Below are 14181 nucleotides of genomic sequence, written 5' to 3'. Positions count from 1 at the left end.
CGGCTGCTCTCTGGAAATGCCCTCGCCGATGGCATCGAATCTCTTTTGGCGGGTGGGCTCTATTCCATGGTGTGCCTCTTGACGGCCCGGGCGATTCCGCCTATCCACCGCCAACAGAATTTGAGACGTGGCCTATGGCGCGCGCTCTGTAATCTTTAGACCAATTGGAACAGGGCCGACTGGCCTTCACCTGCTAGACGAGGATGACACCATGGCGCGCCGCTGCGAATTAACCGGAAAAGGCCCGATGGCTGGTAACAACAACAGCCATGCCAACAACAAGACCAAGCGCCGGTTTCTGCCGAACCTGAACGATGTCACGCTGCAATCAGAGGCGCTGAGCCGCGGCATCAAGCTGCGGATTTCGGCCCATGCGCTGCGCAGTGTCGATCATCGTGGTGGTCTGGACGCATTCATGGCCAAGGCGAAGGATGTCGAACTGTCGCCCTCCGCACTGAAGGTCAAAAAAGAGATCGCCAAAGCACTGGCCGCTTCGGCCTGAACACGGCCTTGATTCGACGAATTTTCTGAATGGCCCTGCCTTTAGTGGTGGGGCCGTTTGCGTTTCGTAGGATTGCACACGTTTCGACGAATCGGCCTTTCCTCTGGCATCGCGTCGCGCCGCGCATTATCTGACCTTCAACTCATACAAACACGAGAAGGAGAGATCATGTCTTTCACATTTCGCACTTTCGCCGCTACTGCGGGCATCGCCCTTGCCCTTGCCATGCCGATCCTCGCCACACCCGCCTTCGCTGCTGATATCATGGTCGACGATGCCTATGCGCGCAGCGCGTCGCCGACAGCCAAGACCGGCGCGGCCTTTATGCAGATCGTCAACCACGGCGAGGCCGACCGCCTGACTGGCGCGGCGTCACCCGCTGCCGATCTGGTCCAATTGCACACCCATGTCGAAAGCAGCGACGGCGTGATGCAGATGATGCATGTTGAGGACGGCTTTGAGTTGCCGGCGGATAGCACGCTCAGCCTTGAGCGGGGCGGCAAGCATGTGATGTTCATGGGCCTGACCGCGCCCCTAGCGCAGGGCGATACGGTGCCTGTCACCCTCAGCTTTGAAAAAGCGGGCAACGTGACGATCGACGTGACCGTCGATCTGGAGCGGTTGCCGGGCGAGGCGATGACGCATGATATGGATCATGACATGGATCATGAGGACGGCCACCAGATGGACGACGGCGCGGCGCAAAGCGAGTGATGCATCCTGAGGTGGCCCCGATTCGGGGTCGCCTCGACCGGCCGCGTTCGGCGCGCGACACTAGAGATCAGGCAGCGTTTTCGGGTTGAAGACGCCGCGGGCTGTGCCAGAGGTCGCCCATCTACATTGCCGCAGTGCTCAGAGCGGTGCGATATCGGCCGCCATCTCGCGGCCGTCGCGCCCTTCCTCCATTTCAAAGCTGACTTTTTGATCATCCACCAACCCGGTCAACCCCGAGCGTTCGACAGCCGAGATATGCACGAACACGTCCTTGCCGCCTCCATCGGGTGCGATAAAGCCGTATCCTTTGGTGGTATTGAACCATTTCACGGTGCCTGTCGGCATGCCGCTTCTCCTTCTAGTCTACTTTCCCCGACGACTGCCGGGTCATTCAGCCTTGGGTGGGGTGCGCGCACGGATGCAGGCACTTTGCCCTCGCTGCGGCAACAATCTTTGCACGACATTTTTAAAAATCAAGCAAAAGAGCGTGAACCAGACGGGATAGGACGGTAAACCGGCGCTGATTGGCCGAGTATCACCATCGGCATCAGAACCGAAAGGATTGAGTAGATGAAGGTTTACGGGCTGAAAAATTGCGATACCTGCCGCAAGGCGGTCAAGGCACTGCCCGAGGCCGAACTGATCGACGTGCGCGCGCAGCCCGTGCCGGATGCGGTGCTGACGCAGGCGCAGGACAGATTCGGCGCGGCGCTGCTCAACACACGCTCGACCACATGGCGCAACCTGCCCGAGGCTGAGCGGCAGGGAGATCCGCTGGATCTGATCCGCCGCCATCCCGCGCTGATGAAGCGCCCGTTGATTGATGCGGGCGGTACGCTCTATCTGGGTTGGGGGGCCGATGTGCAGGCGGCGCTGGGCTGAGGCGGGCCCCGATCACAGCGAACTGTGAGCCAGACGGTGTTCGGCCAGCCGATCCAGCGACAGAGGGCCTGCGCCTTTGATGACCAGCACGATCAGTGGAAAAATCCAGAGGGCGCGTTGATCCATGATTATCGCATCCGGCACCTTGTCGAACCACGCACCAACGGCGCCCGGATCGGCCAGCAGGCCATGGCCGAACATATCGGTCAATGATTGCACGGTGATGAAGCCGATCATCCCCAGCGCCGCAAGCCGCGTGGCGAGGCCGAATACGATCAGCGCGGGCAAAATGAATTCGGCCCAGGTGCCTGCCAGAACGACGAGGGTATGCAATATGTTCAACTGGCTGACGTCGTAGCCCGCCGTTTCCATCGCCTTGGGGAATATCTGTGCATAGGCACCCATGGCGGGCTGAAACAGGCCCAATATGCCATCGCCCAGCTTGGTCAGACCCGACACCCAGAAATAGACCATGAGGATCGCGGCAAAGAGGATGCGTGCCAGCAGGCTTAGCAGGCCGTCTGCGCGCTCCAGCGTCGAGGTCAGCGTATTATAGCGCGCAATCAGGGTGTTCATGAGGCGTCTCCGGGGATGAGTCTGTGCATGGCTTGGCCCATGATGAGGATACCCAAGATGGCCGATAGGTCGAATTCGGGTGCGCCCTCGACGGCGGCATCATGCGCCTCGCCGATTGTGGTGCCCGCCGACAGATTAGCGGTGAAAACGGCGCCACCGGGGCCGGGGACGGACATTTGCGGATCAAAGCCGGGGCGCGTGACGATGACGTCTTGCGGCGTGGCGGTCGGTTTTGGCGCGCCCTGTTGCATGTTGTAGGCCCAGATATCGTGCACTGGCCAGCGCGATCGCAGGATGCGCAGCGAAGGGGCCAGCGTGATGCGCGACGTTAGCAGGGCATCCGGCGCCACCTCTTGCAGAATTACAGAATCAAGCGGCGTACAATCGCCCGCGTGGTAAGATTCGCGCAAAGCCTGCTCCAGTCGGGCGACGTCAGGCAGATAGCCCAGATGCGCAAGCGGCGGAAAATCGGCGAGAAATGCGGGCAGGGCGGCGCCATACTGGGCAATCATCGGCACCTTTGGCGGGTTCTGGCGCAGGAACACGCCCATGACCGCGCGAAAATTCTTTGCGCCGATCAGCTTTTGCACGGCTGGAAAGCCGACTTCGAGCGCGTCGATCAGGCTGGAGACCACATTGTTGCGATAGACGTCAAAACGGCGCCCGGCAGGCCCGCCGCGCCCGTCGCCGAGGCCTGCGGGCACAGGCGCATCCGCATCCAGTAGTGCGGCGCGGAAAGCTGCCTGTGACGCGCTCATGCGGGCACGCGGGCCAGTGCGGCGGCGGCGCGCCTGGCTTCGGCCTGCAAAACGGGCCAGTCCGGCACATCAGCGTCCCATTCGATCAGCAGGGGGCGTGGGCCAGACCGCGTCAGCGTGTGATCCAGCAGCGTCCAGACCGGATCGGCTACCTCGCACCCGTGGCTGTCAATCAACAGGGGCGCGCCATGCGTGCCAGCATCCTCGTCATGGCCGCCCAGATGCAACTCACCTACCCGATCCACTGGGAATGCGTCGATATAGGCGCGCGCGTCCAGCCCCAGATTATGGGCCGAAATAAAAACGTTGTTGACGTCCAGCAGCAGCCCGCAACCAGTGCGGGTTGCGACTTCGGCCAGAAATTCAGTCTCGCTCATCTCGCTCTCGTCGAAGGCGAGGTAGCTTGACGGGTTTTCCAGCAGCATGGGACGCGCGATTGCCTCTTGCAACGCGTCGATGTGATCGGCCACGCGGGTCAGCGTGGCTGCGGTGTAGGGCAGGGGCAGAAGGTCGTTTAGATAGGCGCCGTCATGGGTAGACCATGCCAAATGCTCGGAAAAGCTGGCAGGGTTCAGCCAGCCGACGAGGTGCTTTAGCCGGGCGAGGTGATCGGAATCCAGCCGCCCTTCGCCCCCGATACTCAGGCCGACGCCGTGGACCGATATTGCAAACCGCTCGGACAATGCGCGCAGTTGTGCCAGCGGGCGGCCGCCATCGCCCATGTAATTCTCGGCGTGGATTTCCAGCCATTCGACCGGCGCGGCGTCTGCGATCAGATCGCTGTAGTGCTGCGCCTTGTAGCCAACGCCGACGCCGCAAGGCAGAGCGCCGGGCATGGCGGAATGGCGTTTGGTATCGTCCAGCATGGCGATCCTCCTGTGCCGTAGAGTGCTCAAAGGCGTGTGCAGGCCAAGGGACATTGCCCGCACGCGCCCTCGATTAGTCTAGTTTATGCAGGCAGGTCGCGCGACAACTCTTCCAGCGAGCCGTTGCGTGCAGTGCCATCATCCATGGCCGGCAGCTCCATCTCGGCGCACGTTCCCTCGTCGACCAGCGACCAGGCGTTGCCCTGATAGTCGACGGTCGACGTGCCCGCGCATGTGGTGCCCGCACCAGCCTTGCAATCATTCTCGCCCGCGAGGGAGACGCCAAAGCATTTCTCCTGCTCTGCGGCGGAGGCTGTGGTGGTATGGGCGGCGAGGGCCGCCGTGAATGCGCCTGCGATCGCGACTGTTTTCATCATGGTGGACATATTGTTTTCTCCCGTTAAATTTTTTTGTCTATCGCTCTAATTTGCGATGGTTCAGCATAGAAAGAGTATCGCGTATCGCGCCAGTCACGGTTGCGCCATACACGCATCTGTCAGATGCGCGTCAGAACTTTACACTGAATTTAAAGGAAAATTGTGGGCGCGCGGCAGAAAATGTGGCGTATTTCCGCCGCTCTGCCGCGCGTTCTGGCCAGTTTGTTACAGCAGATCTGGGGCTGTCGCCTCGTGCGCCAGCGTGCTGAGGGCATCCTGCAGCGTCTCGACGCTGGTCTGCTTTTCGCCGAGACGGCGGACTGAAACGGTGCGATCCTCGACCTCGCGGTGCCCACACGCGAGGATGACAGGCACCTTGCCAACCGAATGTTCGCGCACCTTGTAGTTGATCTTTTCGTTGCGCACATCCGCCTCGGCGCGCACGCCTGCCGCAGTGAGGGCCGCGACCACTTCCTGCACATATTCGTCGGCCTCGGACACGATTGAGGCGACGACCACCTGACGCGGCGCCAGCCAGAAGGGCAGCTTGCCGGCGTGTTCCTCAATCAGGATACCGATGAAACGCTCAAAGCTGCCCAGCGTCGCGCGGTGCAGCATGTAGGGGCGCTGTTTGCTGCCATCGGCGGCGATATAGGTCGCACCCAGACGCTCGGGCAGGTTGGGATCGACTTGGAACGTGCCGCATTGCCATGTGCGCCCAATCGCGTCGGTCAGGTAGAAGTCCAGCTTGGGGCCGTAGAATGCGCCATCGCCCGGCTCCAGCGTGAAATCGCGCCCTGTCGCCTTGATCGCGGCGTCCAGCGCGCCTTCGACATGGTCCCACGACTCGTCGCTGCCGACGCGGTTTTCGGGCCGCGTGGCAAACTTGATCTCGAACTGCTCAAAGCCAAGATCGGCGTAGATATCAGCAAGGAAGTTGATGAACTTCGCACATTCCGCCTCAATCTGATCTTCGGTGCAGAAAATATGCGCATCGTCCTGCGTGAACCCGCGCACGCGCATGATGCCGTGCAGCGCGCCCGACGGTTCGTAGCGCGAGCAGGAGCCGAATTCGGCCAGCCGCAAGGGCAGGTCGCGATAGGATTTCAGACCCTGATTGAACACCTGAACGTGGCAGGGGCAGTTCATCGGTTTGAGGGCGTTCACAGCCTTTTCGCGGGCGTGTTCCTCTTCGACTTCGACGATGAACATGTGGTCCTGATATTTGTCCCAGTGACCCGATGCCTCCCACAGTTTGCGGTCGACAACTTGGGGCGTGTTGATCTCTTGATAGCCACCCGCGCGCTGCTTGCGGCGCATATAGTCCTGCAATTCGGTGTAGATCGTCCAGCCATTCGGGTGCCAAAACACCTGACCGGGAGCCTCTTCCTGCATGTGGAACAGGTTCATCTCGCGACCCAGCTTGCGGTGGTCGCGTTTCGCGGCCTCCTCCAGCATGTGCAGATGCGCCTTCAGCTTCTCCTTGCTGGAGAACGCTACGCCGTAGATGCGTTGCAGCATCTCGCGATTGCTGTCGCCGCGCCAATAAGCACCTGCGACGCTCATCAGCTTGAACGCATCGGCGGGCAGTTGGCCGGTGTTTTGCAGATGCGGACCACGGCAGAGATCCTGCCACTCGCCATGCCAATACATGCGCAAGGGTTCATCACCGGGGATGGAGGCGATCAGCTCGACCTTAAAGGGCTCGCCCGCGTCCTCATAATGCTTGATCGCGCGGGGACGGTCCCACACCTCGGTGCGGACAGGATCGCGCTTATTGATGATATCGCGCATCTTTTTCTCGATCAGGCCGAGATCTTCGGGCGTGAAAGGCTCGGCGCGGTCGAAGTCGTAATACCAGCCGTTTTCGATCACCGGGCCGATTGTGACCTTAACATCGGGCCAGATCTCCTGCACCGCGCGGGCCATGACGTGGGCGAGGTCGTGGCGCAACAGCTCATTGGCTTGCACCTCGTCCTGCATGGTGTGAATGGCGATGGCAGCGTCCTGCTGAATCGGCCATTGCAGATCCCAGTGTTGATCGTCGATCGTGGCAGAAATCGCCTTTTTCCCAAGGGATTTTGAGATGTCTGCGGCGACCTCTCCGGGTGTGATGCCTGCGTCAAAGTCGCGTGCGTTGCCGTCGGGAAATGTCAGGGAGATTTGGGCCATCTGGGGCGCTCCTCGTCGGTTTGGCGCCTACATGTGCGCCCGGTTGCGGGTGAGTGGCCCTTGTGCCGCCGCCCCGGCGGCGTGTCAAGCGGGCAGGGGGCGCCGGAATTCCCGTTGGCACAAGGCACATCGGGCGGATAGACTGGTAGGGAACTTTCCCTGAAAGGAGCGCGCCATGACTCAACACAACCCCAACATCGAGATCGGTATCGGCGATATGGAACTGATCGAAGATGCGCTGCGCCACGCCAAACATCGCCTCGGAATGCCCGGCGGCCCCGAAAGTGACGCAGCCATTGCCGGGCGCACAGTGCGCGAGATCGACGATCTGCTGGGGCGGCTGCACAATCAAAAGGTGTTCTTTCGCCCGCGCAAGACGCCCTATGTCAGCGGCTAAGCAGATATGACGGACGCCGAAGCCAGTTATCTGGACACCGCGGCAGGACGGCGCATCGCCTATCACCGTAGCGACGGTGCGGGTCCGGAAAACGTGCCAGGCATCGTGTTCCTCGGCGGGTTCATATCCGACATGCAGGGCACTAAAGCCGTGTATCTGGAGCGCGCAGCGAAGGTGCGGGGGCAGGCCTTTCTGCGGATGGACTATAGCGGGCATGGTGCGTCCAGCGGCGTGTTTGAAGAAGGGTGCATCTCGGATTGGGCCGCCGACGCGGTGGCGGTGATTGAGGCACTGGCGGTGGGGCCGCAGATTCTAGTTGGCTCTTCCATGGGCGGCTGGATCGCACTGCTGATCGCGCGCATGATGCCAGAGCGGGTAGCCGGCCTCGTCACCATCGCCGCCGCGCCTGATTTTACCGAGGACAGCATGTGGGCCGGGATGAATGACATCCAGCGCGCCAAGCTGATGCGGGAGGGCCGCATCTTTATGCCCAGCGATTATGACGCGCCCTACACGATCACGCGCCATCTGATCGAAGATGGGCGCCAAAACCTCGTTCTGCGCGATCCGCTGGAATTGCCTTTTCCTGTTCGATTCCTGCAGGGAACGGCGGACAAGGACGTGAATATGTCGGTTGCACTGGCGCTGTTGGACCATGCCAGTGGGCCGGATATTCGGTTGACGCTGGTGGATGGGGCCGATCACCGCTTCTCGGACGGCAATTGTCTGGAGCTGATCGAGGCGACGTTGGACGAGGTCACGGCGCGGATCGCGGGCTGATGCGGCGCCCCCGCTCGATGCGTGGGCTGGAGGATCTGGGGCGCGTTCGACTGAGCCAGCATTTTTACATGCGCGACTTCCTGCAGTCCGAGATCGGCAATCTCTACGGCATCCCCAACATCCCGGACAACCCCGACAAGGCGATCGAAATGGGTCGCGCCCTTTGCGAGACGTTGTTGGACCCGCTGCAAGAGACGTTTGGACGCATTGCCATCCGCTCGGGCTATCGCTGCGCGGCGCTCAATCGGTTCGGGAATGAGAACGGGCTGAACTGTGCGCGAAATGATGCCAACAGCGGCTCGCATGTTTGGGACATGCGTGAGGGCGATCAGCGCGGCGCTTGCACGTCGCTGGTGATCCCATGGTTCGCCGACCGATACGAGGAAGGGCGCGATTGGCGCGATCTGGCGTGGTGGCTACATGACTACTTGGAATACTCTGAAATATATTTCTTTCCAAAGCTTTGTGCGATGAACCTAACTTATCGGGTGAAGCCGTTGCGCACGATCTCCAGCTATATTGCCCCCAAGGGGCTGCTGCTGCGCGCCGGGGCCAAATCGAGCGAAACAGCGACAGAGCGGCGCGCGCGCTATGCTGATTTCCCGCCCTTTCGCGGCATTGCCCATCCCTGAGCGTCAAAGCCCCGGTTGACGCGCGCGCGCGCTGTGCCAAGGTGCGCGCAGGGGCCGACCCTGCTACCCCAGCCTCTCACTGCTGAAAGGACGCTCCGCATGAACGAGCCCCTCGTTCTATTGCCCGATATCATGTGCGATGCACGCGTGTTCGGCCCGCAACTGGCGGCGTTCAGCAAGGATCATGCAATCACGGTTGCGCCCATCACCGGCGGCGACCGGATCGAAGAGATCGCATCGAACCTGCTGGACGTTCTGCCGCGCCGCTTTGCTCTGGCTGGACTGGCACTGGGCGCGAGCGCCGCGATGGAGATCGTGCGCCGTGCGCCCGACCGCGTCACGCGCATCGCGCTGATGTGCGCGAGCGCCTTCGCCGAGACGCCGCAATCGGCAGCCGATCTTGAGCCGATTATTATGAAGGCGCGGGCAGGGAATTTGGCTGCGTTTGCCGAAGGTATCCTGCCGTTCGACGCGTTGGCCCCGGGCCCGCAGCGCGGCGAGGTGATAGCGCTGGTGCAGGATATGGCCGAGCATTTGGGGAGTGATGCGATCGTGCGGCAGGCCCGCGCGATACAGCGGCGGCGCGACTATCAGGCCGTCTTGCGCAAGATTAAGATGCCGGCGCTGGTCCTGTGCGGGGGGCAGGACGGCAGTGCTGCGGTCAAGCGGCACAAGTTCCTAGCCGATCTGATTCCCTATGCGGAGCTCAGCGTGATTGAGGGCGCCGGGCGGCTGCCCACACTGGAGCAGCCCGATGCGACAACGGATGCGCTGATGACGTGGATGAAACAGCCGTTGATCTTACGTTAAGACCAGCGGCTAAATCACTCAGGCTGCAGCGTTTTTATTTGCCGCCTTGGTTGGGGATTTGGCAGATACACTGCCCTTTTTGCTGCTGTTGGCATCAATAAAGTTCATCACCAAAGGCCGGATATTGTTGCGCCAGCTGCTGCCCGCGAAAATGCCGTAATGGCCTGCATCCGGCTCTAGGTGGCTGACTTTTTTGCCGTCCGGCAGGCCGGTACACAGATCCAGCGCCGCGACGCACTGACCAGGGGCCGAGATGTCGTCCTTGCCGCCCTCGACCGTCATGACAGCCACGTCGGTTATCTTGCCGATATCGACAGCGCGGTCGTTAATGGTGAATTCGTTCTTGGCGACCTCCAGCCCCTTAAAGATCCGCTCGACCGTTGAGAGGTAGAATTCGGCGGGCATGTCCATAACGGCGAGATATTCGTCGTAAAAACGGTTATGCTTGTCGTGATCACCGGACTCACCGCGCGCAACGCGCGCGATCTGGTCGGAAAACGCCTTGGCGTGCTTGTCGTTGTTCATCGAGATGAATGAGGCCAGCTGCAAAAGGCCCGGATAGACCATGCGGCCCACGCCCGAGTACTTAAAGCCGACGCGCTGCACCATGGTCTGTTCCAACTGGCCCATCGTTACGCGGCGCCCGAAATCGGTCACGTCGGTCGGGGCGGCGTCAGGATTGACCGGTCCGCCGATCAGCGTCAGTGAGCTGGGCTGCGCCTTGGGGTCTTCCTCGGCCAGCCATGCGGTCGCGGCCAGCGCCAGCGGCACCGGTTGGCAGACAGCGATGACATGGGTATCCGGGCCCATTTCGCGCATGAATTCAGCTAGGTAGAGGGTGTAATCCTCGACGTCGAATTTGCCGGCGCTGACAGGGATGTCACGGGCGTTGTGCCAGTCGGTGATGTAGACTTCGCAATCAACCAGCAGGCTCTTGACGGTCGAGCGCAGCAGGGTTGCGTAGTGGCCTGACATGGGCGCGATCAGCAAGATTTTGCGCTTCATATTGCGGCGACCGGGCACGTTGAAGTGCACGAGGTTGCCGAACGGCTTTTCGACGACGGTGTCGATGCTGACCAGATGGTCCTTGCCGTCCTCGCACGTGAAGGTGCGAATCCCCCAATCAGGCTTGGTCACCATGCGATCGAATGTACGTTCGGTCACTTCGCCCCATGCGGCTATCCACTGAAAGGCAGGGTTTGGCGTCATGCTGAAAGCAGGGTAGGATGCCATGGAGAGGGCCGTGGCCCCGAGCCATTGATTGGCGTTGCGCAATGTTTCCATCATATCGTAGGTGGCCATATAGCGCATCGGGACTCCTTCAGGGCGGTGGACCCTATCAAGTTATGTGGCGCATACTAGCGTCACTTCAACGGCAATATGCAATGCTGCATAGCAGAAATTCGTAATGCTGCATAGCAGAAACCTGCAATGCTGCATAGCAGAAACCTAGGGCGAAATTGTAAAAATGGCAACGGATCAAAAAACTAGCAGCAAAAAACATGGCGAAAATACCAGTGGCGCCGACGAACCCAGTGAAACACGGGATCGTATGAGTGCGAACCTTGCGCGGGTTGAGGCCCTTTCGCAGCGATTGGTTGCCGCGCTGTCGTCGCGTAACCCGCCCAATTCCACGCTGAACGCGCCGGGGCGCGATCTGTTCGCCAAGGCCGCCGCGTCCTACTGGTCCGAGGCAATCGAGAACCCCTCTAAGCTGTATGAGAACCAGATCGCCTATTGGGGCGAGTCGGTGCGCCATTTCATGGATGCCCAGCGCCAGATGCTGACCGGTGCCCCGACCCCGGCCGAGGAGGAGACTGCACCGCGCGACAAGCGTTTCGCCAATCCGCTATGGGCCACGAACCCCTATTTTCGCTACGTGCGCGAGCAATACGAGCTGAACGCACAGGCCGTGGCGAAGGCTGTAGCCGAGGTGGACGATCTGGACCCGGTCGAGAAGAAGCGACTCGAGTATTTCTCGCGTCAGATCATCGACATGATGGCGCCCACGAATTTCCTTGGCACCAATCCCGACGCGCTGGAGCGCGCCGTCGCGACCGAGGGTGAATCGCTGGTCAAAGGGTTGGAGAACCTCGTCGCAGACCTTGAGGCCAACGATGGCGAGATGGTCGTGCGCCTCGCGGACGAGAGTGCATTTGCTTTGGGCGAGAATATCGCGACCACCCCCGGCAAGGTCGTCTATCGAAACGACATGATGGAGCTGATCCAGTATGCCCCCGCGACTGATAAGGTGCATGAGATCCCGCTGATCATATTCCCGCCTTGGATCAACAAATTCTACATTCTGGACCTCAAGGAAAAGAACAGCCTGATCAAATGGATCACCGAGCAGGGCTTTACCCTGTTTGTCGTGTCGTGGGTGAATCCTGATGTCAGCCATGCCGATATCGGGCTCGAAGAGTATATCGAGGATGGGTATCTGGCCGCCATTCGTGAGGTGCGTAGCATCACCGACGCGGCCAAAGTCAACGTCGTTGGCTATTGCATCGCAGGCACGACGCTGGCGCTGACGCTGTCGCTGCTCAAGGCACGTGGCGAGGCGCCGATAAACGCGGTCACGTTCTTTACCGCGTTGACGGATTTTGACAATCAGGGCGAATTCACGCCCTTCCTGCAGGATGACTTTGTCGACGGGATTGAGGCCGAGGTCGAGGCGCAAGGCATCCTGCGCTCGTTCATTCTGGGCCGCACGATGAGCTTCCTGCGTTCGAACGATCTGATCTATACGCCCGCGATCCGCAGTTACATGCTGGGCGAGGCGCCCCCAGCCTTTGATCTGCTCTATTGGAATGGCGACGGGTCGAATCTGCCGGGCCGCATGACGCTGCAATACCTGCGCGAGCTGTGCCAGAAAAACGCTTTTGCTGGCGAGGGGTTCGAACTGCTGGGTCACAAGCTGAAGCTGAGCGATATTGATGTGCCGCTGATGGCAGTCACCTGCGAGACGGATCACATCGCCCCATGGAAGGACTGCTTTCGCGGGATGCTGCAGGTGCCGTCCAAGGATCGCACCTTTATCGTGTCACAATCGGGCCATATCGCGGGCATCGTCAATCCGCCCAGCAAAAAGAAATATGGCCACTACACCAACGGTGATTGGTCCGGCGATGCTGAATCCTGGATGGAGGCTGCGACCTTTAGCGAAGGTAGCTGGTGGCCCCGCTGGAAGGATTGGCTACAAGAGCGCTCGGGCGATCAGATCGCGGCCCGCGAGCCCGGTGATTCGGATCATCCCGCTCTGGATGACGCGCCCGGAACGTATGTCCGGCGCCGCGCGACACGCTGAAAATTACGCAACGTCAACACTTTGGCAGATTTATGCTGCAGTGCAGAAAAACTACTTGAAATGCCGCGGCGCAGCATGCATATTGTTTGCAGACGCAGAACAGGCGGGACCGCTTCCGCCCTCAGTAAAGGAGCTACACCATGGCTAATAAAGCACAAGACATGAACGCGACAATGAAAGAGATGATGGGCGCATTCCCGGTCGACACCAAGTCGATGGAAGATGCCTTCAAAAACCAAGCCGCTCTTAGCGAAAAGCTGTCGGGCGTCGCCCTCAGCGCTGCTGAAAAGTCGGCTGAAATCTCCAGCGCATGGACCAAGACCACGCTTGAGAAGATGTCGGACATGACCAAAGCCAAGACCGAGCCTGCCGACTACGCCAAGGCGATGAGCGATTTCGCATCCGCCAACGCCGAAGTTGCTGCCGAGAACATGGCCGCATTCGCCGAAATCGCCAAGAAGGTTCAGATGGAAACTGTTGAACTGATGATGTCCGCAGGTCGCGACCTTCAGGAAGACGCCTCCACAGCCGTCAAGAAGGCGACCGACGACATGACCAGCGCCGCCAAAAAAGCAGGCGTCAAGCAGTAAGCTGACCTAAAGCGTTTCGCGAAAAACCTGAAGCACAGATTTTCGCGAAACGCGCGGGACATATCAGCGTTGGGCGCGTTTCGCCTATATCTGATACCTCAGGTTAAAGGCGAAACGCTTTAGTCTCACCCTTCCTCCTCCCTGAAAGGGATGTGACATTGATTGGGCGGGCCGCCATGCGGCTCGCCCTTTCTTTTTGCGCGCGCAGCGCTTAGGCTATGCTGCACCGCTGCATTATCCGGGAGGCACGCATAGTGTCCGACAAGCCGAAACCACTCTTGATTAAACGCTACGCCAGTAGGCGTCTTTATAATACCGAGACGTCCGATTACGTGACTCTCGATGATATCAGCCAATTCATCCGCGACGGGCGCGACGTGCAGATTATCGACCTGAAATCGGGCGATGATCTGACACGGCAATACCTGCTTCAGATCATCGCCGACCACGAAAGCCGCGGCGAAAACGTGCTGCCGATCAACGTGCTGAACGATCTGGTACGCAGCTATACGACGCAGGCCACCAGTGTGGTGCCAGAATTCCTCGCCGCCAGCTTTGAGATGTTGCGCGACGGGCAATCAAAGGTGCTGGCCAACATGACGCAGACCAATCCCATGTCGCAGATGCCGGGCATGGAGGCGATGCGCGCCCAGCAGGAGGCGTTCGTAAAGGCGATGACCGGCGGGATCGGTGGCCTCAGCGGTATGTCCGCGTCCAAACAGCCCAAAGAACCGCGCGAAGGTAGTGGCGGCGACCTTGACGATATCAAGGCGCAGTTGGCCGCGTTGCAGCGCCAACTGACCAAGATGGGCAAGTAA

At 60.3% G+C, this 14181-nt stretch carries 17 protein-coding genes; 10 read left to right on the top strand and 7 right to left on the bottom strand.

Going from position 1 to position 14181, the window contains the following annotated elements:
• Positions 1–211 precede the first annotated feature (211 nt).
• Together rpmB and U3654_RS09380 are read left to right on the top strand one after the other, a co-directional pair.
• Positions 212–502, top strand: coding sequence for a 50S ribosomal protein L28 (gene rpmB / locus U3654_RS09385; RefSeq protein WP_324755077.1), 291 nt, complete (start codon positions 212–214; stop codon positions 500–502).
• Positions 503–670: 168 nt separating this feature from the next.
• A complete protein-coding gene (locus U3654_RS09380) occupies positions 671–1216 on the top strand; it encodes a copper chaperone PCu(A)C (protein WP_324755076.1) in 546 nt (181 codons plus the stop codon).
• Positions 1217–1354: 138 nt separating this feature from the next.
• On the opposite strand, the gene U3654_RS09375 is transcribed toward U3654_RS09380, so the two are convergent.
• On the bottom strand, positions 1355–1561 hold the full coding sequence (locus tag U3654_RS09375; protein ID WP_324755075.1) for a cold-shock protein: 207 nt from the start codon (positions 1559–1561) through the stop codon (positions 1355–1357).
• 225 nt (positions 1562–1786) lie between these two features.
• Between U3654_RS09375 and U3654_RS09370 the strand changes: the two genes are divergently transcribed.
• Entirely contained in the window at positions 1787–2098 is a 312-nt protein-coding gene (locus tag U3654_RS09370; protein WP_324755074.1) for an arsenate reductase family protein, read from the top strand.
• A 12-nt stretch (positions 2099–2110) separates the two neighbouring features.
• On the opposite strand, the gene U3654_RS09365 is transcribed toward U3654_RS09370, so the two are convergent.
• The 5 genes from U3654_RS09365 to thrS form a co-directional block, all read right to left on the bottom strand.
• Entirely contained in the window at positions 2111–2674 is a 564-nt protein-coding gene (locus U3654_RS09365) for a DoxX family protein (protein WP_324755073.1), read from the bottom strand.
• Positions 2671–3432: a DNA-binding domain-containing protein gene (locus U3654_RS09360; RefSeq protein ID WP_324755072.1), complete on the bottom strand. Its 762-nt coding sequence runs from the start codon at positions 3430–3432 to the stop codon at positions 2671–2673. The genes U3654_RS09365 and U3654_RS09360 overlap by 4 nt, the downstream gene beginning before the upstream one ends.
• Positions 3429–4298, bottom strand: a complete 870-nt coding sequence (locus tag U3654_RS09355; RefSeq protein WP_324755071.1) for a DUF692 domain-containing protein — start codon at positions 4296–4298, stop codon at positions 3429–3431. The genes U3654_RS09360 and U3654_RS09355 overlap by 4 nt, the downstream gene beginning before the upstream one ends.
• Positions 4299–4381: 83 nt before the next feature.
• Complete coding sequence (locus U3654_RS09350) at positions 4382–4684, bottom strand: DUF2282 domain-containing protein (protein WP_324755070.1); 303 nt, start codon at positions 4682–4684, stop codon at positions 4382–4384.
• Between the two features lie 216 nt (positions 4685–4900).
• Positions 4901–6847 carry a threonine--tRNA ligase gene (thrS, locus tag U3654_RS09345; protein WP_324755069.1) on the bottom strand — a complete coding sequence of 649 codons (1947 nt, stop codon included), beginning with the start codon at positions 6845–6847 and terminating at the stop codon, positions 4901–4903.
• 175 nt (positions 6848–7022) lie between these two features.
• Between thrS and U3654_RS09340 the strand changes: the two genes are divergently transcribed.
• The 4 genes from U3654_RS09340 (at position 7023) to U3654_RS09325 (ending at position 9466) form a co-directional block, all read left to right on the top strand.
• Entirely contained in the window at positions 7023–7244 is a 222-nt protein-coding gene (locus U3654_RS09340) for a hypothetical protein (protein ID WP_324755068.1), read from the top strand.
• A 6-nt stretch (positions 7245–7250) separates the two neighbouring features.
• Positions 7251–8024, top strand: coding sequence for an alpha/beta hydrolase (locus U3654_RS09335; RefSeq protein WP_324755067.1), 774 nt, complete (start codon positions 7251–7253; stop codon positions 8022–8024).
• The gene (locus U3654_RS09330; RefSeq protein WP_324755066.1) at positions 8024–8656 is read left to right on the top strand and encodes a hypothetical protein; all 633 of its coding nucleotides are present in this window, start codon (positions 8024–8026) and stop codon (positions 8654–8656) included. The genes U3654_RS09335 and U3654_RS09330 overlap by 1 nt, the downstream gene beginning before the upstream one ends.
• Before the next feature lie 99 nt (positions 8657–8755).
• Positions 8756–9466, top strand: a complete 711-nt coding sequence (locus U3654_RS09325) for an alpha/beta hydrolase (RefSeq protein WP_324755065.1) — start codon at positions 8756–8758, stop codon at positions 9464–9466.
• Between the two features lie 18 nt (positions 9467–9484).
• Here U3654_RS09325 and phaZ read toward each other — a convergent pair whose 3' ends face one another.
• Positions 9485–10777, bottom strand: a complete 1293-nt coding sequence (gene phaZ, locus U3654_RS09320) for a polyhydroxyalkanoate depolymerase (RefSeq protein ID WP_324755064.1) — start codon at positions 10775–10777, stop codon at positions 9485–9487.
• Between the two features lie 241 nt (positions 10778–11018).
• Here phaZ and U3654_RS09315 point away from each other — a divergent pair, with 241 nt between their 5' ends.
• The 3 genes from U3654_RS09315 to phaR all read left to right on the top strand — a co-directional run bounded on the left by U3654_RS09315 (position 11019) and on the right by phaR (position 14181).
• A complete protein-coding gene (locus U3654_RS09315; RefSeq protein ID WP_324755063.1) occupies positions 11019–12773 on the top strand; it encodes a class I poly(R)-hydroxyalkanoic acid synthase in 1755 nt (584 codons plus the stop codon).
• Between the two features lie 140 nt (positions 12774–12913).
• Positions 12914–13363, top strand: coding sequence for a phasin, PhaP (locus tag U3654_RS09310; protein WP_324755062.1), 450 nt, complete (start codon positions 12914–12916; stop codon positions 13361–13363).
• Between the two features lie 254 nt (positions 13364–13617).
• On the top strand, positions 13618–14181 hold the full coding sequence (phaR, locus tag U3654_RS09305; protein WP_324755061.1) for a polyhydroxyalkanoate synthesis repressor PhaR: 564 nt from the start codon (positions 13618–13620) through the stop codon (positions 14179–14181).

This window comes from Roseovarius sp. Pro17, from assembly GCF_035599575.1.
Classification (GTDB): domain Bacteria; phylum Pseudomonadota; class Alphaproteobacteria; order Rhodobacterales; family Rhodobacteraceae; genus Roseovarius.
This window is presented reverse-complemented; position numbering and strand designations above follow the sequence as displayed.

Bases quoted from the DNA above. Each gene is read 5' to 3' on its own strand.
- U3654_RS09350 (WP_324755070.1), bottom strand. From the start codon at position 4,684: ATGTCCACCATGATGAAAACAGTCGCGATCGCAGGCGCATTCACGGCG.
- U3654_RS09380 (WP_324755076.1), top strand. From the start codon at position 671: ATGTCTTTCACATTTCGCACTTTCGCCGCTACTGCGGGCATCGCCCTT.
- thrS (WP_324755069.1), bottom strand. From the start codon at position 6,847: ATGGCCCAAATCTCCCTGACATTTCCCGACGGCAACGCACGCGACTTT.
- U3654_RS09365 (WP_324755073.1), bottom strand. From the start codon at position 2,674: ATGAACACCCTGATTGCGCGCTATAATACGCTGACCTCGACGCTGGAG.
- U3654_RS09370 (WP_324755074.1), top strand. From the start codon at position 1,787: ATGAAGGTTTACGGGCTGAAAAATTGCGATACCTGCCGCAAGGCGGTC.
- U3654_RS09325 (WP_324755065.1), top strand. From the start codon at position 8,756: ATGAACGAGCCCCTCGTTCTATTGCCCGATATCATGTGCGATGCACGC.
- U3654_RS09375 (WP_324755075.1), bottom strand. From the start codon at position 1,561: ATGCCGACAGGCACCGTGAAATGGTTCAATACCACCAAAGGATACGGC.
- U3654_RS09315 (WP_324755063.1), top strand. From the start codon at position 11,019: ATGAGTGCGAACCTTGCGCGGGTTGAGGCCCTTTCGCAGCGATTGGTT.
- rpmB (WP_324755077.1), top strand. From the start codon at position 212: ATGGCGCGCCGCTGCGAATTAACCGGAAAAGGCCCGATGGCTGGTAAC.
- phaZ (WP_324755064.1), bottom strand. From the start codon at position 10,777: ATGCGCTATATGGCCACCTACGATATGATGGAAACATTGCGCAACGCC.
- U3654_RS09330 (WP_324755066.1), top strand. From the start codon at position 8,024: ATGCGGCGCCCCCGCTCGATGCGTGGGCTGGAGGATCTGGGGCGCGTT.
- U3654_RS09360 (WP_324755072.1), bottom strand. From the start codon at position 3,432: ATGAGCGCGTCACAGGCAGCTTTCCGCGCCGCACTACTGGATGCGGAT.
- U3654_RS09355 (WP_324755071.1), bottom strand. From the start codon at position 4,298: ATGCTGGACGATACCAAACGCCATTCCGCCATGCCCGGCGCTCTGCCT.
- U3654_RS09335 (WP_324755067.1), top strand. From the start codon at position 7,251: ATGACGGACGCCGAAGCCAGTTATCTGGACACCGCGGCAGGACGGCGC.
- U3654_RS09340 (WP_324755068.1), top strand. From the start codon at position 7,023: ATGACTCAACACAACCCCAACATCGAGATCGGTATCGGCGATATGGAA.
- U3654_RS09310 (WP_324755062.1), top strand. From the start codon at position 12,914: ATGGCTAATAAAGCACAAGACATGAACGCGACAATGAAAGAGATGATG.